This window comes from Streptomyces sp. NPDC102514, from assembly GCF_055584525.1.
This window is the reverse complement of sequence record NZ_JBVJLW010000005.1, coordinates 517,417-536,661: the sequence shown is the minus strand read 5'-3', so window position 1 is coordinate 536,661 and position 19,245 is coordinate 517,417. Positions and strand designations below refer to the sequence as shown.

General features: G+C 72.3%; 17 protein-coding genes. 12 read left to right on the top strand and 5 right to left on the bottom strand.

Going from position 1 to position 19,245, the window contains the following annotated elements:
• Nucleotide 1 precedes the first annotated feature (1 nt).
• Nucleotides 2-787 (bottom strand): lytic transglycosylase domain-containing protein, encoded by a 786-nt coding sequence (locus ACZ60E_RS16665; RefSeq protein WP_469441105.1) that lies wholly within the window; start codon nucleotides 785-787, stop codon nucleotides 2-4.
• Between the two features lie 540 nt (nucleotides 788-1,327).
• On the opposite strand from ACZ60E_RS16665, the gene ACZ60E_RS16660 reads away from it, so the two are divergent.
• The 10 genes from ACZ60E_RS16660 to ACZ60E_RS16615 all read left to right on the top strand — a co-directional run bounded on the left by ACZ60E_RS16660 (nucleotide 1,328) and on the right by ACZ60E_RS16615 (nucleotide 10,829).
• Nucleotides 1,328-1,921: a DUF6668 family protein gene (locus tag ACZ60E_RS16660; protein WP_469441103.1), complete on the top strand. Its 594-nt coding sequence runs from the start codon at nucleotides 1,328-1,330 to the stop codon at nucleotides 1,919-1,921.
• A 99-nt stretch (nucleotides 1,922-2,020) separates the two neighbouring features.
• Nucleotides 2,021-2,296 (top strand): hypothetical protein, encoded by a 276-nt coding sequence (locus tag ACZ60E_RS16655; protein WP_469441101.1) that lies wholly within the window; start codon nucleotides 2,021-2,023, stop codon nucleotides 2,294-2,296.
• 84 nt (nucleotides 2,297-2,380) lie between these two features.
• Complete coding sequence (locus ACZ60E_RS16650) at nucleotides 2,381-2,647, top strand: hypothetical protein (RefSeq protein WP_385830821.1); 267 nt, start codon at nucleotides 2,381-2,383, stop codon at nucleotides 2,645-2,647.
• A 20-nt stretch (nucleotides 2,648-2,667) separates the two neighbouring features.
• Nucleotides 2,668-3,528, top strand: coding sequence for a DUF8175 domain-containg protein (locus ACZ60E_RS16645; RefSeq protein WP_469441099.1), 861 nt, complete (start codon nucleotides 2,668-2,670; stop codon nucleotides 3,526-3,528).
• Between the two features lies 1 nt (nucleotide 3,529).
• A complete protein-coding gene (locus ACZ60E_RS16640) occupies nucleotides 3,530-4,642 on the top strand; it encodes a hypothetical protein (protein WP_469441097.1) in 1,113 nt (370 codons plus the stop codon).
• Nucleotides 4,643-4,845: 203 nt separating this feature from the next.
• The gene (locus ACZ60E_RS16635) at nucleotides 4,846-6,339 is read left to right on the top strand and encodes an SCO6880 family protein (RefSeq protein WP_469441096.1); all 1,494 of its coding nucleotides are present in this window, start codon (nucleotides 4,846-4,848) and stop codon (nucleotides 6,337-6,339) included.
• Nucleotides 6,340-6,371: 32 nt separating this feature from the next.
• Entirely contained in the window at nucleotides 6,372-7,850 is a 1,479-nt protein-coding gene (locus ACZ60E_RS16630) for an ATP/GTP-binding protein (RefSeq protein WP_469441222.1), read from the top strand.
• Nucleotides 7,847-9,610, top strand: coding sequence for a type IV secretory system conjugative DNA transfer family protein (locus ACZ60E_RS16625; RefSeq protein ID WP_469441094.1), 1,764 nt, complete (start codon nucleotides 7,847-7,849; stop codon nucleotides 9,608-9,610). The genes ACZ60E_RS16630 and ACZ60E_RS16625 overlap by 4 nt, the downstream gene beginning before the upstream one ends.
• Nucleotides 9,591-10,295: a DUF4913 domain-containing protein gene (locus tag ACZ60E_RS16620; protein WP_469441092.1), complete on the top strand. Its 705-nt coding sequence runs from the start codon at nucleotides 9,591-9,593 to the stop codon at nucleotides 10,293-10,295. The genes ACZ60E_RS16625 and ACZ60E_RS16620 overlap by 20 nt, the downstream gene beginning before the upstream one ends.
• Nucleotides 10,296-10,448: 153 nt before the next feature.
• Nucleotides 10,449-10,829 (top strand): hypothetical protein, encoded by a 381-nt coding sequence (locus ACZ60E_RS16615; protein ID WP_469441090.1) that lies wholly within the window; start codon nucleotides 10,449-10,451, stop codon nucleotides 10,827-10,829.
• Nucleotides 10,830-10,917: 88 nt separating this feature from the next.
• On the opposite strand, the gene ACZ60E_RS16610 is transcribed toward ACZ60E_RS16615, so the two are convergent.
• The gene (locus ACZ60E_RS16610; protein WP_469441088.1) at nucleotides 10,918-11,211 is read right to left on the bottom strand and encodes a hypothetical protein; all 294 of its coding nucleotides are present in this window, start codon (nucleotides 11,209-11,211) and stop codon (nucleotides 10,918-10,920) included.
• 78 nt (nucleotides 11,212-11,289) lie between these two features.
• Nucleotides 11,290-11,829, bottom strand: a complete 540-nt coding sequence (locus ACZ60E_RS16605; protein WP_469441086.1) for a sigma-70 family RNA polymerase sigma factor — start codon at nucleotides 11,827-11,829, stop codon at nucleotides 11,290-11,292.
• Nucleotides 11,830-12,083: 254 nt separating this feature from the next.
• On the opposite strand from ACZ60E_RS16605, the gene ACZ60E_RS16600 reads away from it, so the two are divergent.
• The gene (locus ACZ60E_RS16600; protein WP_469441084.1) at nucleotides 12,084-13,001 is read left to right on the top strand and encodes a hypothetical protein; all 918 of its coding nucleotides are present in this window, start codon (nucleotides 12,084-12,086) and stop codon (nucleotides 12,999-13,001) included.
• Between the two features lie 136 nt (nucleotides 13,002-13,137).
• A complete protein-coding gene (locus ACZ60E_RS16595) occupies nucleotides 13,138-16,035 on the top strand; it encodes an AfsR/SARP family transcriptional regulator (RefSeq protein ID WP_469441082.1) in 2,898 nt (965 codons plus the stop codon).
• A gap of 57 nt (nucleotides 16,036-16,092) precedes the next feature.
• On the opposite strand, the gene ACZ60E_RS16590 is transcribed toward ACZ60E_RS16595, so the two are convergent.
• Together ACZ60E_RS16590 and ACZ60E_RS16585 are read right to left on the bottom strand one after the other, a co-directional pair.
• Nucleotides 16,093-17,025 (bottom strand): hypothetical protein, encoded by a 933-nt coding sequence (locus tag ACZ60E_RS16590; RefSeq protein WP_469441081.1) that lies wholly within the window; start codon nucleotides 17,023-17,025, stop codon nucleotides 16,093-16,095.
• 160 nt (nucleotides 17,026-17,185) lie between these two features.
• Nucleotides 17,186-18,673, bottom strand: coding sequence for a hypothetical protein (locus ACZ60E_RS16585; protein ID WP_469441079.1), 1,488 nt, complete (start codon nucleotides 18,671-18,673; stop codon nucleotides 17,186-17,188).
• Nucleotides 18,674-19,245: the final 572 nt, after the last annotated feature.

Here is a 19,245-nt window from a genome sequence, read left to right as displayed (position 1 = left end):
CTCACTGTCCTTCGGTGTCTTGGGCGGGCGGGGACGCGGGCACCGCGCCCTCGTAGATCGCGAACTTGGCCCGGATCGCCATCACGTACTGCTGGGAGGCGTTGGTCCGGGGAACACGGCCGGCCTCCAGCACGGCCTCCGGACCGGCGTCGTAGGCCGCCAGGGTCAGGCTCACCAGATCGCTGAGCGGTTCCGGACCCACCGCCGGCCGTACCTTCTCCGCCAGTTCACACATGAAGCGGCCCTGGGCCAGGACCGAGTCGGCCGCGTCCAGCGCTGAAGTCTCGCCGTTGTCGTCGTCGTCCTCGCCCAGCCGGGTGAACACGTCGGGCGGCAGTTGCGACACCCCCCGCTCGCCGTCGGGGCCGGTCCGGTTGCTCTGGAAGCCGGACTCCTGGTCGATCTGGGCGGCGATGACCACCGGACCGATGTCGGCGCAGAGCGCGCCCGCCTCGGCGATGGGGTCGGCCATGCCCTCCGGAACCGACTTCGGGTCGAACTCACCGCTCCCGTCGCCCTGGATGATCCCGGCGATCCGGTCGGGGTCGGGCCGCTCACCGGCATCGCCGCCCCCGTCACCTCCGCCGGTGAAGAAGAGGATCAACGCGATCAGTGGCGCGAACAGCACTCCGAAGCCGCCGATCACGAACACGGAGGAGATCGCCACGGCCATGGCGACGGGGGACAACAGGCACCCCAGACCGCCCACGGCCGCACCAGCCTTCACGGCGGTCCCCACGCCCTCGGCGCCGAGGCCTCCTCCGCTGTCTCCCGCGTTCCCGCTCACCGCTGCCACCTCTCCCGACGGTCTTGCCTGTGCTGCTTCGTGCGGCCGGATCCGGCACGCGCCCCGGCCTCGGGCGCGGGGAGCGGATCCGTTCGTGTTCGGCAACGGCCCGGACCGCCCGGGCGGTTCAATTCCGATCAATCGGATCCGGGAGTGAACTGTCCGCGGGACTTCGGCCGTAGGTGGCTGTCGTAGGGAGGTGTCCGGAGGCGAAAAGCTCTCCTCCGGACACCTCCGAAGCCCGGCACCTCGGCCCGACGGCCGCGCCGGACGACTGAACCCGGCCCCCGGCCCTCGCCGCCACGGGCAGGACGCCGTACGTCCGCACAGGTCCTCGGGCTCCCCGGATCGCCGTCACCGATCCGGTCCGGCGTGCCCGGAAACACCCCGAGCGGAAGAAGGAAGAGGGACCCGATGACCGCCACGGCCGCCACCCCCCCGACGGACCCCTGGGTCCGCGGCCCGGTGAGGGATCGTCAGCCTGAGCCCGAGCAACGGCCGTTCGTGCGCCCGGCGTCGAGGACCGACACCCCGGCCCCCGTGGACCGACCGAGTCCGCCCGCCGCGACCGCGCCGGCCGCTCCGGCCCAGGAGGCCCCGCCGGCGCCCGGCCGGGAGGACGCCTCACCCACCTCCGTCCTCACCCTGCCCCCCTCGATCCGGAACGCCCCGCCGCCCGCTGTCCGGGTCTCGCCCCCGCCCACCGCGGGCATCAGCTGGGTCGGCGCGCACGGCGGCGCGGGCGCGACCACGTTCGCGGGAGCGCTCGGCGGGACGGACATCGGTCATGCGTGGCCGGAGGTGGACCAGGGCGAACCAGGCGACATCGTGCTGCTGGCCCGGACCCATCTGGCCGGGCTCCAAGCCGCCTCCAAGGCGCTGGACTCACTGCGCACGGGCCGGCACCCCGCCGGGATACGGCTGGTGGCGCTCGTCCTGGTGGCCGACGCACCAGGTCGTCTGCCGCCCGAACTGTGGCGCCGGGTCAGGGTGTTGCGCGCCGCCGTGCGCACCTTCAGTGTGCCCTGGATCCCGCAGTGGCGGGTGGGCAAGTCCGCCCCCAAGGCGCCCCGCTCGATCGTGGAGCTCGCGGGGTTCATCCCGTCGCGCCCCGAGACCACCCCACCCCGCTGAGGGCTTCACGCACCGCTCGCCGTCGAAGGACCCGGCCCCGGTGAGAACACCGCTCGCCATCCCGGCCCCAGCCCCCTGACCCGAACCCTAGGACGGACCATGCCCCGCGCCACCGCCACCCACGAGGTCCTCGCCGCCACCTTCGACCCCGGCGCCGACGCCGACTTCCTCCTCGGCGTCCTTGCCTGGTGCGCCTCCGCCGCCGGTGTCGCGGGCGTCCTGCTCACCGGCATGCTCATGGCCCTCCAGCTGCGTCGAGGCGAACCCGGCGAGGGCGCCACCTACATGCGAGGTCTCTTCTTCGTGCTCGCCGGCTGCGTGCTCGCCGCGACCGCCGGACCGATCGTGCAGTTCCTCGGCCCCCTGGGGCTCTGAGCACGGTCCCCGGGCCACCCCGAGCCGTCTGCCACTCCCTCCTTCCCCTTCGCATCCTCACCTCCATCCATCAGGAGATCCGTCATGCTCACCTTTCTCGCCGCCGCCGTTCCCGACCCGCAGCGCCAGGCACCCGCCGCCCTCACCGACAAGATCGACCTCGTGCTCGGCATCGCCGCCTGGGCGGGTACCGCGGCCGGGGTGGCCGGCGTGCTGGTGACCGGCGCGATGATGGCGATCTCCGTCAAGCGCGGCGAGAGTTCGGAGCACATGAGCCGACTCGGCATGGTGCTGGGCGGCTGTGTCCTGGTCGCCACCGCCGGCCCTCTCGTCCAGTTCGTCTTCAACTGAATCGGCGAGGGCACCACACCATGTCCACCCCACCCGATCCCGGCGGAGCACCCGACCCCCAGGGAGCGCCGGTCGCCGACGCGAACGGCGGCCCCTCGACCGACGGCGGCCCTCCACCCACCCCGCTCACCCCCCTTCCCGCTCCCGCCCGCCACGACGGCGCGGATCCGTTCGCGGCACCCTTCTGGAAGCAGCGGGGCCGGCTGCTCGCCGCCGGATTCCTCGCGGCGGCCCTCGCCCTCTCGCTGCTCGCCCTCATCACCCGCCCCGACACCCCGCCGCCGCTCGAAACCGCCTCCGCGGCAGGACCGTTGACCCGGGGCGCCGCGGACTCCACGGGCCGCCCCACGGGCTGCGCCACCGACGACGGTGACCGCGCCGATCCCGGGGCGCCGCCCGCCGACCTGCGCTGGCGCACCCTCGGTGGCACCCGTGTACCCGTCTCGGCCGCCGCCGGTCCCACCCAGAGGACCGGACCGGTGCGGTGGTGCTTCGCCCACACTCCCATGGGCGCGGTCCTAGCCGCCCATGTCATCCCCGCTCAGATGACGTCGTCCGACTGGCGCGAGGTGACCCGGGACCAGGTGGTGGCCGGGTTCGGCCGCGACCTGTTCGTCTCCCAGCGCGGCTCGCTCTCGGACGCCCGCCTCAAAACCCGCAAGAACGGCAGTTACGCCGGATTCCTGCTCGCCGACTACGGCTCCGACGACGCCACCGTCGACGTACTGATCAAAAGCGCGGACGGGCCGTACTTCAGCACCTCGGTCCGGCTGCGGTGGAGCGGCGGCGACTGGAAGGTCCTGCCCGCCAACGACGGAGGACTGCACACCGAACTGACCTCGGCGGGCGGCACCGACGGCTACGTGCTCTGGAAGGTGTGACATGGCCTGCGAAACGGGCAGCGGCCCCGGCGACGTCATCAAGGGCTTCTTCGACTTCCTCGGTGACCCCATCGGCACGATCCTGGAGATCATCGCCAACAAGGTGCTCGCCGGAGCCATCGCGGTCTTCGGCGATCTCACCACCGGCATCCCCACCCTCGTCTCCGACGGGACCGCGGACCAGGTCAGCCGGCAGACCCAGTGGATCGTCGTCTACACCGCCGTCGGCTCGCTCCTCTTCGCCGCCGCGCGCATGGCGCTGGAGCGGCGCGGTGAGGCGGGCACCGTCGCCCTCAAGGGACTGCTGCGGGTGATCCTGGTGGCAGGTGGCGCGACCGCCGTCGTCACAGCCCTGGCGAGCCTCTCCGACCGGTACGCCGACCATCTCTTCGCCACCGGCGCCCAGCAGCAGCTCACGACCATCGGATGCAGCGGCGGCGACGGCATCCCGGCGGTACTGCTGCTGATCCTCGCGTTTCTGCTGCTCATCGCGGCGATCGTGCAGACCGTGCTGCTCTACGTCCGGCTCGGCGTCATGATCATCCTGCTGGGCACCCTGCCGCTGGCCGCCGCCGCGTCCATGACCAACTGGGGCGGCGGCTGGTGGCGCAAGCACATCGGCTGGATGATCGCCTGGCTGCTCTACAAGTCCGCGGCCGGTCTCGTCATCTTCGCCGGAAGCGCGATGCTCTCCAACGAGGGCGACAGCGGCATCCACGAGAAGATCGCCGGAATCGGGGTTCTGCTCCTGTCGGCCCTGGCCCTGCCCGCCCTGCTCAAGCTGATCGTCCCGGCCACGGCCGGGCTGGGCAGCGGCGCCCAGGGCAGCACCGGTGCCGCGGTCGGCGGGCTCGCTTCAGGCGCCAAGTCCATCGGCGGCGGAGGCGGTTCACCCGGCGGGATGTCCGGCGGCGCGGGACCCTCCGGGATGGCCGGACCCTCCGGCGCGGCCGGCGGATCCGGAGCCGCGGGGGCGGGCGGAGCGCGCGCCGCCGCGGCTGCCGGACCGGCGGGCGCCGCCGCTGCCGCCGCGATCAGCGCGGGCCAGTTCGTCGGCCGCGTGGCGGCCGGAGCGGTCGAGGGCGCGGACGGCGACCGGGGTCACAACAGGTGACCCACCGGTGCCGCACCCGATGACCCGGCGCTGCTCCGGCCGGTGACACCGCCCGGGTGCGGCGCGGCCCCGGCGACCGCGACGGCACGGCCCACGACACCGCCGTATCCGCACCGCACCCGCGGAGCCCTCCCAGCCCTCACCCCCCCCAGTGACCCACCACCACCCCAGCGACCCACCACCCCATCAACCCAGGAATCCCCATGTCGACGGATACGGTTGTCCATCCCACCTACGGGAACTGGCGCCGCCCCCGCCGCCCCGGACTCGGCCCGCTCGGGCTGCTCGGTACGTTCGGAGTGTTCGGCGGGCTGGTGCTCACCCTGCTCGTCTCCCTTGTCTCCCTCGTGGCGGCCCTGTTCGTCCTGCTCCCGCTCGCCGCGGTCATCGTGCCGCTCACGGTGCGCACCCGGGACGGCCGCAACCTCTACCAGTTGCTCGGCCTACGCGTCGGCTGGCTGCGGCGCCGTTCCAAGGGCTCCCACCTCTACGTCAGCGGCCCGCTGTCCACCCGCCCCGGTGGCCGGTTCCTGCCGCCCGGCCTGCTCAGCCGCCTCACCATGAGCGAGGGCCGCGACGCCTACGACCGGCCCTTCGGCGTCCTGCACCACCCGGGCCGCGACACGTACACCGTCGTGCTGGGCTGCGATCCCGACGGCGGGTCGCTCGTCGACCCCGACCAGACCGACGTATGGGTCGCCGCCTGGGGACAGTGGCTGGCACGGCTCTCCCAGGAGCCACAGCTCAAGGGCGCCTGCGTCGTGGTGGAGACCGCCCCCGACTCCGGCACCCGGCTGGCCAACGAGGTGCTGCCGAGGATCAAGGAGGACGCCCCCGCCGCCGCCAAGGCAGTGATGCGCGAGGTCGTCGAACGCTACCCGTCCGCCTCCTCCGAGATGAACACCTACATCGCCCTCACCTACGGTGTCCTCCCCGGCCAGCGCCGCCGGCAGTCCGAGATCGTCACCGAGTTGGCCATGCGCATCCCGGGCCTGCTCAGCGGACTCGTCGGCGCGGGCGGCGGCTCGGCCGCGCCGCTGTCCGCCGAGCGCATCGCCGAGGTGGTCCGCATCGCCTACGACCCCGACATCGCCGGGGACGTCCTCGACGCCCGCGCCCGCCACGGCGCGACCGGTCTGGTCTGGGAGGACGCGGGCCCCGCCGCCGCCATCGAGACCGTGGGCGCCTACCAGCACGACTCCGGGATCTCCCGTACCTGGCTGCTCACCCTCGCCCCGCGCGGCACCGTCAGCTCCAACGTGCTGCGCGGCTTGCTGGAGGCCGCCCCGAACACCCGCCGCAAGCGGGTCGCCCTGCTCTACCGGCCGATCGACCCGGCCACCTCGGCCCGTATCGTCGAAGCCGACCGCCGCGCCGCCCAGTTCATGGCGACCTCCGGCAAAGGCATGGTCCAGGCCCGCGCCGCCTCAGAGATGCGCGCCGCCGAGCAGACCGCCGCCGAGGAGGCCGCCGGCGCCGGGCTCGTGGAGTTCTCCCTCATGGTCACGGTCACCGTCGACACCCAGGAGCAGCTCACCGACGCCGCCGTCACCGTACGCAACCTCCAGGCCGCCGCCCGGCTCTCGCTGCGCCCGGCCGACCGGATGCAGGCCGCGGCCTTCACCTGCACCCTCCCCCTCGGCATCCTGCCCTGGGAGCACACCCTCGTTCCGCAGGCACTCCAGGAGGCACTGTGAGCAGCACCGGCCCCCGCTCCCCGGCGTCGAAGGTGCCGTCGGTCAGGCTGCCCGGCGCACGCGGCTGGCCCGGCCCCGGCGGCGGCGAGATCGGCCATCTGGACCCGCCCACCATGTGGCGCGCCACGACCGTACAGGCCTGCGGACTCTGGCCGTTCGCCGCCGGATCCGGCTCCCCGATGACGGGCGTGCCCCTCGGCCAGCACCTGAGCACCGGCGCCACCGTGTGCGGTGACCCCATCTCCTGGTTCACCAGGGCGCGTTACATCTCCAACCCGTCCCTGTTCATGCTCGGCATGCCGGGCCTGGGCAAGTCCACCCTCGTCAACCGGATGCTGATCGGCCTCGCCGCGACGGGAGTCGTGCCCCTGGTCCTCGGTGACCTCAAGCCCGACTACGCCGACACCGTGCGCGCTCTCGGCGGCCAGGTCATCTCCATCGGGCGCGGGGTCGGCGGCATCAACATCCTCGACCCGGGCGCGATGGGCGCCGCCGCCGAACGCCTCGGCGGATCGGCCGGGGAGAGCCTGGCCGCCGAGGCGCACGGCCGCGTCCTCAACATGGTCGCCGCGCTCATCTCCGTCGTCCGTACCCGCTCCATGGACGACCACGAACAGTCCGTCCTCGCCGCCGCCCTGCACCACCTGCGCGAACGCACCCCGACCGGCCGCGCACCGCTGCTGCCCGACCTGCTCGCCGTACTCCAGCAGGGTCCCGACCGGGTGCGCGCGGTCACCCTCGACCGAGGCGACGACGCCCGCTACCGCGATGCCGTCGACCCCCTGCACCGCTCCCTGCTCGGCATCCTCGACGGCCCGCTCGGCGACACCTTCTCCTCGCCGACCTCCACCCGCATCGACCCGGCCGCGCCCGCCGTGTGCATCGACATCTCCCGCATCGGCGAGTCCGACACCCAGCTCACCGCCGCCGCCATGCTCGCCGCCTGGTCCGACGGACTCGGCGCGGTAGCCGCCGCGCACGCCCTCGCCGACGCCGGACTCGCGGTCCGCCGCTGGTACTTCACCGTCCTCGACGAACTGTGGCGCCCGCTCCGGGCCGCCTCCGGCATCGTGGACCGCATCGACGCGCTCACCCGCCTCAACCGCTCCCTCGGCCTCGGCGACGCGAAGATCACCCACACCCTCAAGGACGCCGAGGCGCTCGGCAGCGAGTCCGACCGGGCCAAGGCGCGCGGCTTCGTCGAACGCGCCGGCATGGTCGTCTGCGCCGGGCTGCCCCGCACCGAGATGGAGGAACTCGGCCGTGTCGTGGGGCTGTCGGAGCGAGAGATCGATCTCGTCTCCTCCTGGTCCTCCCCGCCGGGCTGGGCCGTCACCGGCGGCCACGAGGAACCTCCCGGGCGCGGCAGGTTCCTCATCAAGGTCGGCGGACGCCCCGGCATCCCCATCAAGGTCGCCATCACCCAGACCGAACGCGATCTGCACGACACCAACAGCCGCTGGGCCGCGGCCAGTCCGCCGCGCCCCGCGGACGCCGGGCGCACCGCGTGAGCGCCCGCCCCCACCTCACGGGCAACGAACTCGCCCCCTGGGCGATCGTCGCCGTGGCGGCCGTGGCCCTGCTGCTCTCCGCCACCGTCTGGCTCGGTGGTACGACGGGCGCGGTGCTGACCGGCGCGGGCTGGAACCCGCCCCCCTTCGCCCTGTCCACCTTCGCCGAACTCGCCTCCCACGGAACGCGGAAAGCGTGGCCCGGCGCCTCGCCGCTCGCCGTGTACAGCGGTATCGCGGTGGCCTTCGCCGCGGTCGCCGCCGTCGTCGTCGCCCTGTTCACCGTCGTACGGGGACACCAGCGGCCCACCTCCGGGCTGGCCGGTGCCCGCGAACTGGCCTCGCTCGGCCCCGCCGGCATCGCCGCCCGCGCCCGCGATCTGCGCCCCTCCCTCAAGGGCCGCAAGGAACTCGACCCCGACGACACCGGCAACCTCCTCGGCGACCTCGATCCCGACGGTCCCGAACTCCGGTCCTCCTTCGAGGACGTGGAGCTGGACCTCATGGCGCCGCGCGCGGGCAAGTCCACAGGCATCGCCATCCCGCGGGTCCTGCGGGCCCGCGGCGCCGTCCTGCTCACTTCCAACAAGTCCGACGTGTACGCCGTGACGCGCGCCGCCCGGACCGAGGTCGGCCGGGTCTGGACGTTCGACCCGCAGGGCATCGCCCACGCCCCCCGCGAGATGTGGTGGGACATGCTCGCCGACTGCGCGACCATCGAGGGCGCCCGCCGCCTCGCCGGACACTTCGTGGCCTCCGTCAACGACGACTCCTCGAAGAAGGACTTCTGGATCTCCGCCGCCCAGAACACCCTCACCGCCCTCTTCCACGCCGCCGCGGGTGGAAAACGCCAGGTCACCGATCTGCTCGCCTGGCTCGCCGACCCGGCCGACCGCACCCCGATCGACCTGCTGCGCGACATGGGCATGCACGCCTTCGCCGAACAGCTCCAGGGCACCGTCCGGGGCGCCGTCGAGACCCGCGACGGCATCTACGAGACGGCCCGCCAGTGCGTGTCCTGTCTCCTGGACCCCGAGATCGTCGCCTGGGTCACCCCGCAGCCCGACCTCCCCGAGTTCCGCCCGCACGACCATGTCCTTACCCGCGACACCCTCTACCTCCTCTCCAAGGACGGCGGCGGCTCCGCGGCCGGGGTCGTCGCAGGGATCGCCGACGGCACCATGCGCGCCGGGGTCATGGCCGCCGAACGTATGGGCGGACGCCTCGACCCGCCCATGACCGCCGTGCTCGACGAGGCCGCGAACGTCTGCCGCATCTCCGATCTCCCCGACCTCTACAGCCATTTGGGATCCCGGGGCATCAACGTCGTGACACTGCTCCAGAGCTACCGCCAGGGCAGCCGGGTCTGGGGAGAGGCCGGTATGGACGCCTTGTGGAGCGCCGCCACCATCAAACTCCTGGGCGCGGGTCTGGACGACGCCGACTTCGTCGACAAGGTGTCCAGACTCGTGGGCCAGCGGGAGGTCAGCACGCTCAGCGTCTCCCGCAGCAAGGACGGCACCTCGCGCTCCACGTCGTACCGCCTCGACCCGATCCTCCCACCCGACCGCATCCGCGCCCTTCCCAAGGGGACCGCCCTCCTCCTGGCCACCGGCGTCAAGCCGGCCATGATCCGGCTCCGTCCCTGGTTCAAGGAACCCGGCGCGGAAGTCATCTCCGCCGCCGCCAAGGCCGAGGCGGACGCGATCACTCGCCGCGCGGCGGAGAAGTGGACGGGCCATGACGGCATCGAGTACTGACCCGGCGGCGGTCGCCGAGGTACCGGGCGCCGCGCGCACGGACGGCTGGGTGCGCTCCGCCCCCGCGTCGGCCCCGTCCGGCGGTGACCTGGCGACGCCGATCGCGCCGGTCCGGACCGCCCCGGTCCCACGGGCCGATCCGCGCACCCCGCCCGACCCGTCGACCGGTAACCCCTCTCAAGCGAGCGTGGCGGATTCGGCGCCCATGGACCCGCAACGCAAGGAGCCCGTGCCCTGGCAACCCGTGCCCGACGCCCCACCCCCCTCCGACGCCCCACCCCCCTCCGATGCTCCGCCGCTCCCTGAGGCTCCGCCGCCCCCCGACACCCCGCCCTTCGTCCTCTACAAGTCCGGGGGAGAGTTCGGTTCGGCGGTGTCCGATCTCGCGGTCTGGGTACATGGCCTGCTGCTCCCCGTCTACGGCCGCGAGATCTCCTCCACAGCCCCTTGGTGCCCCCGCTGGTACGAGCACATGGAGGCCATAGCGCAGCTGTACGGCCTGTGGATGGCCTGGCAGGACCTCACCGGCTCCGGCTCCCCGATGACCGGCCCCGCGATGTGGCACCGGGACCACCTGAGCCCGGTGATGAACTCGCTGCGCGACCCCTCCGGCGTCTTCGCGGGCTGCAAGCCGGGCCAGCACCGCGCCAAGGAGCCACCGCCTATCGAAGACCCCGCCGCCTGACGGCGCCCCGCCGGGTGGGATCGGGAGATCGGCGGTGCGGTTGGGTATTCCGGAGGGTACGGTCAAGTCCCGTGCTCATCATGCGTTGAAGGCGTTGCGCAAGGTGTATGCGGGCAGGCCGGGCAGTGATGTTCAGTTGCGGAAGGTGGCAGTGTGACGACGCGGGAGCACTCCCATGACGGGCTTCTCGGCGCGCATGTGCTGGGCCTTCTCGATGCCGGTGAGCGGTCCGGGCTTGAGGAACAGATCGAGGCGTGCGAGGTATGCCGAGTGGAGCTGGCTGATCTGAAGGCGCTGGAGGCCGAACTCGGTGAGGTGCCACCTGAGTTCTTCCTGGAGGGTCCGCCGGAGGACGGTGATCTGCTGCTTCGGCGGACGTTGCGTCAGGCGCGTGCGGAGGAGGCCGTCGACCGGCGGCGCCGGGGCGTGCTGGTGGGTCTCGCCGCAGCGGTCCTCGCGGGGCTGCTCCTCGGCACCGGGTATGTCACCGGCCGGGCGCGCACCTGGTGGAGCGGCGGAGAGAGCAAGTCCTAGGGGCGGGGTCGGGCGCCGGGGCCACGGGTCGGCCCGGCCCCTGCGGTCGGGGCCAGGCCGCGGTCGGTTCGTCCGCCGGTGCCGGCGCTCAGTGGTCGGCGGCGTCGGTCAACAGCTCGTGGTGCGCGGCGATCCGTTCCCTGAGGACGACCGCGGCCAGGTGGGGCGACAGCCGGAGCATGAACTGCTCCTCGGCCTGTCGCAGTACGTCCGAGACCAGGACCACGCGTTCGCGGCGCCGCACCGCGTGCCGGACCGTGGCCTCGGCGGCGGCTCGGGCCCGTCGCCAGTCGTGCACCGAGGCGGAGAGGGCGAGGTGGTTCTCGCGGAAAGCGGCCACACGGCGGCGGAGCAGCAGCTCCATGATTTCTGTCCATTGCATGCGGTACATATATGAACCAACGGTTCCGGACCCGGTTCGGGTCAATGCACGGCGCACATTTTTTCGCACCGCCCCAGGTCACTCGGCGGCAAGCCTGTTCCGGAGGGAATTGAGCGCGTAATGATGCCGGGATTTCACGGTGCCGACCGGTATCCCGACCAGGTCGGCGGTTTCCCGCACGCTGTGTTCCAGCACGTAGAGGTGGAGGACGACCTCCCGGTGCTCGGGGGAGAGGCCGTGCAGCAGGGCGAGGGTGTGCATGGAGGTCGCGACGGACTCGGCGTGGTCCGGCAGCGTCCTTTCCGGGCAACCCGTACCCAACAGTTCGTCCGAACCCACCAGTTCGTTGCGCGCCATGGAACTTCGTGACCGGTCGATGATCAGGCGGCGGGTCACCGTCAGCAACCAGCCGCGGATGGAGCCGGCGGTGGAGTACAGCCGTTCCGTGTGCGGCCAGGCCCGGATGAACGCTTCCTGGGCGATGTCCTCCGCGAGATGCCGGTCCCGGAGAATCTTCGCCGCGTAGGCGATGACGGCGGGGGAGTGTTCGGCCATCAGGGCGTCCAGCAGATCTGCGTGTGGCTCGGGTCTTGCGAGTGCCGTATCAGACGTATTCATCGTGCATCGGGTTTCTGGGGAGGAGCGGCGGCGACGGCCGCGTCAGGCGGTCGCCATTGCACGATCAAGGCAACCAGCGGCCTGTACATGTCCCGTTGACGACCTGTCTATGGATCGTGCGCGTGGGCCTCGAACCCCACTTCATGGGCCGTGTACGCCCAGTCCTGAACCCGGCGGGGTCTCCGGCCGTAGCACTCGATGAGGCCTGGGGCGCCCCGGGCCGAAGAGAGTTTTCCCCGGGGAAGGGAGGGGGCGTGGCCTCCGCAGCCGAGATCGCCGATGTTCTGTACGCGTACAGCCGTCGTTCCGGCAGGTTCACCGCGGCGGACCTGTTTTCGATCAAGCCCGAGATACCGCACGAACTCAAGTTCTACATTTCTCAGCTTCTGGTCGACCGTCTGAGCGAGGAAAGTCGAAAATTTTTCTTCATGGCCAGAATGGCGCGGCCCGCCGGCCGGGCGACTTCCCGATTTGATGTGCAAGTGAACCGAATGGTGGACGAGTACGACGCGCATCGTGAATTTGCCGCTGTCTGCCGGGAATTCAACAGGAAGGCCGCAGAGTGTCAGAGGGAGATCGACGCGGCGAGACGGGAGCAGTACGTCCGGAGAGAGGGCTTGACAGGACAGCGTTCCGCGGTGGAATCGCATCGGCCGCACGGGTCGTACCGGCCCGTTTTTCTGGAGCATCTGGGGTCTGCCGTCAATCAGCTGGAATCCACTCACGTCGGTTCGCTGAGAAAACTGGACGAGGTGAGAGCGCGCGTCCGCGAGGTGCTGAGCGGAAGCCAGGATCCGGCCGCGATCCGCAATCTCACAACCCGACTGGCGCAGCAGACACAGAACCTGGACGGTGCCTTGCGGAGAATGCGCCGGTCGGTGCAGGAAGCCCGCGATCGATTCCCCGAAGCGAGACTGAGCGCGAGCGACAGAGGGCTGCTGCGAGGGGAGCGGCCCACACCGCCGAACCCCGCGGGTGTCGGCGCAGGAACGGCGAGTGCGGCGGCCTGGAGAGCCCCTTCGCCCGCGAAGGCCCCCCCGTCCACCAGCGCCCCCTCGTCCCACACGGCGCCCCAGCCCGATCGGGTTCGCCGCACTCCGCAGGCGGGCCCGTCCTCGGCCCCCTACCGCCCGCCCCACGACTCGTCCCGTCCCTCGCGGCCGATCCGCTGACCGCGGTCGCGCCGTGCCGTCCCCGACCCCGCCCGCCCCTCGGGTCGAGGACAATCCCCCCTTGAGACACTGGAGATAGCTCACGGACGACGCGCCCGCACACGACGCGCACTGACAACGGGGAGAGGCCTCGACGTTGGAACAGCCCTTACGGTTCTCCGTGCTGAGCCCGGTCCGGGCCTGGCGCGGCGGGACCGAGGTCCCGCTCGGCCCGCCGCAGCAGCGCGCCGTGCTCGCCGAACTACTTCTGGCGGAGGGCACGCAGGTCTCGACGGCCGCGCTGTCCGAAGCCCTGTGGGGCCCCGACGCGCCCGCCTCCGCCTCGGCCGTCGTGCGCGGCTACATCCACCACCTGCGCAAGGTTCTCGACCCTGGTACGGACCCCGCGGTCTCCCTGATCCGATCCATCGGTGACGGCTACCAGTTGTGCTCCGCGGTCGAGCTGGACCTGCGCCACTTCCGGGAACTGAGTGCCCTGGCCGAACGGGCGCGCGGCGAGGGCGACCTCGCGGGCATGGTGAAGCTCCTCCGGGAGGCGACGGACCTCTGGCACGGCACCGCGTTGGCCGGACTCCGCGGTGCCCACGCCCAGCGACAGCGCCACCGCCTCACCGAACTGTGGCTGTCCGCGACCGCGGCCCGCCTCACCGCCGAACTCGACCTCGGAGCCACCGCGGAGGCCGCCGCCGAACTGGCCGAACTCGTGGCCGCACACCCCCTGGACGAGCGCTTCCGCGAACTGCTCATGCTGGCCTACTACCGTTCCGGCCGACAGGCCGCCGCCCTGGACACCTATCAGGAGGCGCGGACCCTGCTCGCCGAGGAACTGGGCGTCGACCCCGGCCGGGCCCTGCGGACCCTCCATCAGCGCATCCTCCGCGCCGACCCCCGCCTCCTCGACCCGCCGCCCGCCCCCGCGCCGATGCCCCCGCCCACACCGACCGCCACCCCTGTCCCCTCCCAACTGCCGCCGCCGCTGACGGTGTTCGTCGGCCGGGAGAGCGAACTCGCCCGAGTAGCGGCCCTGTCCGAGGACGGCACCGTCGTCGTCAGCGCCGTCGCGGGTACGGCGGGCGTCGGCAAGACCGCGCTCGCCGTGCACTGGGCCCACCGCGTCGCCGACCGCTTCCCCGACGGACGGCTCTACCTGAACCTGCGCGGTTTCGACCCGGTCGGCGTGCCCGTCGCCCCCGAACGCGCCCTGCGCACCCTCCTGGCCTCCCTCGGCGCCGACCTGCGCGCCCTGCCCCAGGACCTCGACGCCCTCACCGCCGCCTACCGCACCCACATCGCGGGCCGCAGGCTGCTCCTGCTCCTCGACAATGCCCGCGACGCCGCCCAGGTACGCCCGCTACTGCCCGCGACCCCCGGCTGCCTGGCCATCGTCACCAGCCGCAACCGGCTCGCCGGCCTCGTCGCCGTCGACGGCGCCCACCCCCTCCACCTCGACGTCCTCACCCCCGCCGAGGCACGCGCCCTGCTCACCCGACGCCTCGGCGCCGCCCGCGTGGAAGCCGAACCGGAGGCCGTCGACGAGATCATCGCCCGCTGCGCCCGCCTCCCGCTCGCCCTCGCCGTCATCGCCGCCCGCGCGGCCGCCCGCCCCGGCTTCCCGCTCGCCACCCTCGTGGCCGAACTCCGCTCCAGCGCCGCCGACATGGACGCCGCGAGCGTCTTGGACGCCTTCGAGGACGAGAGCGACACCGCCGCCGACGTACGAGCCGTGCTCTCATGGTCGTACCACGCCCTCACCCCCGAAGCGGCCCGCCTGTTCCGCCTCCTCGCCGTGCATCCCGGCCCCGATATCACCGCGCCCGCCGCCGCGAGCCTCGCCGGCCTCACCCTCGCGCACGCCCGGCGCCTGATCGCCCAACTCGTCCAGGCGCACCTCCTCGACGAGGCCACCCCCTGCCGCTACGCCTCCCACGACCTGCTTCGCGCCTACGCCGCCGAACTCGCCGAATCCGTCGAACCCCCCGCGGACCTGCGAACCACCCGCCACCGGGTGCTCGACCACTACCTCCACACCGCCCACGGCGCCGCCGGACTCACCAACCGCGCCCGCGTGCTCATCCCCCTCGCCCCGGTGGCCGAAGGAGTGCGCCCCGAGGACTTCGACGGCGACGCGGCGCAGGCGGCAGCCTGGCTCACCGCCGAACAGGCCGTCCTCATCGCGGCCGTTGCGCAGGCGGCCGCCCAACACCACCACACCCACACGTGGCAACTCGCCTGGGCCGTCGCCAACCACTTGCATCTGCGTGGCCTCTGGCAGGACGAGGAGGCCATGCAGCGCACCGCCCTCGACTCCGCGCGCCGACTGGCCGACCCGGTCGCCGAGGCGTATGCCCATCGCGGCCTCGGCCTGGCCATGGTGGGCCGCGGTCACTTCGGTCAGGCGGCGGCCGAGGCCCGGCAGGCCGTCGAACTCCTGATCGGCGCAGGCGACATGAGATCCGCCGCCGAGAGCTACCGCACCCTGGCCTGGGCGATGGAACAGAGTGGGGGCTTGGACGCCGCGCTGGAAGCCGCTCGGCGCTCCCTCGAACTGTTCCGCGCCTGCGAGAGCCGGTCCACCGACGCACTACGGCTCCGTACGTCCATCGCCTCGGCGCTCAACGCCGTCGGCTGGCACCACGTCCTGCTCGGCCAACACCGCCAGGCACTCGACCACTGTCGGGAGGCCCTGAGCCTGTGCCTGGCACTGGGCGACCACCTCAACGCCGCCCACACCTGGGACAGCATGGGCCACGCCCACCACCACCTCGGCCAGTACGCCGATGCCGTCACCGCTTTCGAACACGCCCTCGACCTGTACCGGCGCCAGGGCGACCTGCCCTGGTTCATCGCGGGCACCCTCACCCGCCTCGGCGACACCCACCGCGGCGCCGGGAACCCGGACGCGGCCCGCGCCGCCTGGACGGAAGCCCTGGCCATCATGGACGAGTTGGGCCACGCCGACGCCGAATCCCTTCGCCACCGGCTGGATCCCGAGTGGCATGGACGGGACCACCCGGCTCACCACGTCACCGATTGACGAGCGAACCCGTTCCGCTCGTTCGGCCGGGGCCGTCGCAGGCCGCTCCGGCACCGGTCACATGCTTCTGCGGCGCCGCACGTCCCGCGCCGCGGAAGCAGCCGCGGGCCCGGTGACCGAGTCCCGCGACAGAGCCGTGTCCGTGCCGCTCGCTCGCAACCCGGCGGACGACGCCACCCGAGTGCTCACCGCCAGCCCCGGCCGGGACGCCTCGGCGGATGTGGGGCCGCCGAGGCGCTGCGACCGTGACCGTGACAGATCCGCCACCGCCGTCCGCGTTCGTGCCGGGTATGTCGTCCGACGGGGGGCCGGAGCGGCGCTCGCGGTGGCCGTCGCCGCCCGCGCCACGTCCTGAGCGGAACCCTGGCTCGCGCGTCGACTCTCCGTGGACCGCTGCAGGTAGGCACGCACCCCGGCGCCGGCCGCGGCGCCCACCAGAGCGCCGGCCACCATCCCCAGGGGACCACCTGCGGCACCGAGGTACGCGCCGATCGCCGCACCCGCCACCATGTCCGGATGCTCGCGAACGAACTTCGCGGCACCGCTCGCGAGTTTCTTCGCCAGTTGCCATCCACGCTTGCCCAGGTCGAGCAGACGCCCGGCCGTGCCGCGAGCCGGTGAGGGGAGGGCGTCGGCCGCGGGGGCCGGTGGGGTGGAGGAGGAGGCGGTCGGGGCCGATGTCGGTGCAGGAGAGGGAGGGGCGGTGGGCGCCGAGACTGCGGCGTCCTCGCCGAACCGACCGTCCGCGGCGGACGTGACGGCGGCCTCGGGGCCGGGTCCGGCAGGGGGAGGGACCTGGGCACGCGATTCCTCCGGCGGAGTGGCCAACGATGCCGCGGCCCGGAAGTGGCGCTGATTGTCGTCCATGACCGTGGCCAGCTGTTCCTCGGAGGGCCAATGGGCCCACCCGCTCATCAGGAGCTTCTCGTCGGTCACCGTTGTTCGCCAGCCGTCGGTGGGTTCCTCACCGGGGCGGGGAAAACTTGGCATCTCGGTCCTCCGTCGATGAATCGTCTCGCGGTCCGGTCGGGCGAACTCGTACATGCTTGGCCGTCGACGTCGTGCGCCCTCATCGATGGCTACGGGCGGCCGCAGTGATCCGGTTCAATGAGATCCCGCGATCGGAACGTGCTGCGGGGAGTCCACACGTCTACGACCCTCTGGTCCGGTTCCTTCCGACGACGGCGTCGCCTCCTGCCCAGGGTGCCGTGGACCGGTGGTGCGGTGAGGCGGGGGAGCGCCGGGTGCCGTGGACCTGGCGGTGGGCCGCTTCGGCAACGCTCCGTGCCGCCGCGCCCCGAGCCGACGGGGAGCGGAGAGGGGCCGCGCGGGTCGTGAGGGCGTGTGACTCACGGTCCAGCGCCGAGGTCCAGGCGTCGTCGCGAAGGTGGGAGACGAAACTCGCCACCTTCGCCCGCCGGGACTGTGCCTCGGGTTCGGTGCCCTGTGCCGGCCCCCGGAACCAGCCACGTGACGACGGTGTGCTCCTCTCCGCGATGGCCAGCCGGGCGTCGAAGTGGGCCAGGACGCGCCGGGTGCCTTCATGGTCGTCGCGGACGCCCACGGCGGTCTGGGCCAGTCGACTCGCGCCGGTGACCCCTCGCAGGGCCTTCGCGTCGCGCTCCGCCTGCATCTTCACCAGGTCGAACGACGACTTGAGCAGCAGATCTGGAGCGCTCCCGCCCAGCTTGGCGACATAGTCCCGTTCCACGCGTCGCAGCGTCTCCAGACGGTCCTCCACCGTACGCAGGTAGTGCCGCGCCACGTACCGCCACTCCTCACCCGGTTCGAGCCGGACCGGGCGGCTCGTCGTCCCCCGGGTGCGTACGGCGGCGTAGTCCCTGAAGTCGGCGTGGTTCTCCTGGCTGAGGAACTCCCAGCCCTGCCCGCCCCGCCAGAGCAGGTTGGTCGACTCGGGGATCGACTCCGGTCCCAGGCTCTGGTACTCGCCGTCCCCGAACCAGTCCACCGGCCGTTCCGCCGTCCGGAACCGCTCCGCCGCCGCGTGGTTCGACGTCGGGGACTGGTAGTGCCAGGCGGTGAACTCGTCCCGGCCGTCCTCCTTGGTCACGGCGAGAGCGCATCCGTTCATCGCGGCCGTGAAGACGAAGTCCGCGCGGAAGTCCTGCGACGACTCCAGCGGTACGACGGTATGGCCCACGTTCTGTTGCGGGTTCGCCGAACTCCCTTGCAGGTAGGGGACGTAATGCGCCTGGACGTAGTCCTCGGCCGGACCCACCGGGGGCAGGGAGTGCTCCCGGAGCAGTGCGCCGAGCGCCGGGTCGACACGGAACGCCTCGGCGTACTTCTCCACGGCCGGTGTCAGCACGTAAGCCGGGCTTTCGCGGCCGTTCCCCGGCGGCGCGTGTGGTGTCAGGGTGAACCAGTGGCGGTCCTGCTTGTCCATCCAGCGCAGAAAGGCCGCATGATCCATCCCCTTGGCCACCGAGGAACTCCCCGCACCGCCCGAACCTCCGGAACCTCCCGAACTCCTCGCGCGCATGCCGTCCGCCATCCGCAGCAGCACCGTGTTGCTCCGGAGGAACTCCTTCGGAGCTGCGACGAACTCCCGGACCGCCCTCCCGCCGCCCCCGTTCCGTATGCCGGTGGTGTCGTGTCGTCCGCTGGGAGTGGTCATGGTCGGCCGGCCTGTTCGCGTGGGTCGGATACTTCCTGCCCGATACGACGGTCGCGCGGCCCACGACGTTCACCGCGGACGCCGGGTGCCTTCGCCGGCCGCGGTGAGCCGCCGGCGCCGCTCAGGTCTCGGGCGTCCTACAGCGAGCGGCCGGTCACGCAGTTCACTGGCTTCACACCACCCACGTGCCGGCGGGGCCGGCCGACCGAGCACGCGAGCTGACCGCCCTGCCCGATGCGGCAGTTCGACCTGACCGCCGAACCGGGAGACACGAGGGGGGCTGCGTCAAAGTTGTGGCCCGGGCGACCCGGTCACGCCGACGCCGAGCACCTTTCACGTCGGTGTTCATGACTTCTCTCAGGCTTCCCGGGCGCATCCTGCGACTGCTACGAGCGACCAGGACGGGGCATGGTCGACATGGAGGGGAAATACGTTGGCGAGTAGGTCGCCTCCGTCGATCTGCTGTGATCTCGGCCGGCGTAGGCAGCTCCTGGAGTCACCCTGAGCCGCGCATATTCAGCGGCGGAGTACTGAGGAATCTGCTGGCCCGGGAGGTGCTGCTGGCGATTCAT

Bases quoted from the DNA above. Each gene is read 5' to 3' on its own strand.
- ACZ60E_RS16640 (WP_469441097.1), top strand. From the start codon at position 3,530: ATGGCCTGCGAAACGGGCAGCGGCCCCGGCGACGTCATCAAGGGCTTC.
- ACZ60E_RS16620 (WP_469441092.1), top strand. From the start codon at position 9,591: ATGACGGCATCGAGTACTGACCCGGCGGCGGTCGCCGAGGTACCGGGC.
- ACZ60E_RS16645 (WP_469441099.1), top strand. From the start codon at position 2,668: ATGTCCACCCCACCCGATCCCGGCGGAGCACCCGACCCCCAGGGAGCG.
- ACZ60E_RS16590 (WP_469441081.1), bottom strand. From the start codon at position 17,025: ATGCCAAGTTTTCCCCGCCCCGGTGAGGAACCCACCGACGGCTGGCGA.
- ACZ60E_RS16610 (WP_469441088.1), bottom strand. From the start codon at position 11,211: ATGCAATGGACAGAAATCATGGAGCTGCTGCTCCGCCGCCGTGTGGCC.
- ACZ60E_RS16585 (WP_469441079.1), bottom strand. From the start codon at position 18,673: ATGACCACTCCCAGCGGACGACACGACACCACCGGCATACGGAACGGG.
- ACZ60E_RS16635 (WP_469441096.1), top strand. From the start codon at position 4,846: ATGTCGACGGATACGGTTGTCCATCCCACCTACGGGAACTGGCGCCGC.
- ACZ60E_RS16655 (WP_469441101.1), top strand. From the start codon at position 2,021: ATGCCCCGCGCCACCGCCACCCACGAGGTCCTCGCCGCCACCTTCGAC.
- ACZ60E_RS16605 (WP_469441086.1), bottom strand. From the start codon at position 11,829: ATGAATACGTCTGATACGGCACTCGCAAGACCCGAGCCACACGCAGAT.
- ACZ60E_RS16650 (WP_385830821.1), top strand. From the start codon at position 2,381: ATGCTCACCTTTCTCGCCGCCGCCGTTCCCGACCCGCAGCGCCAGGCA.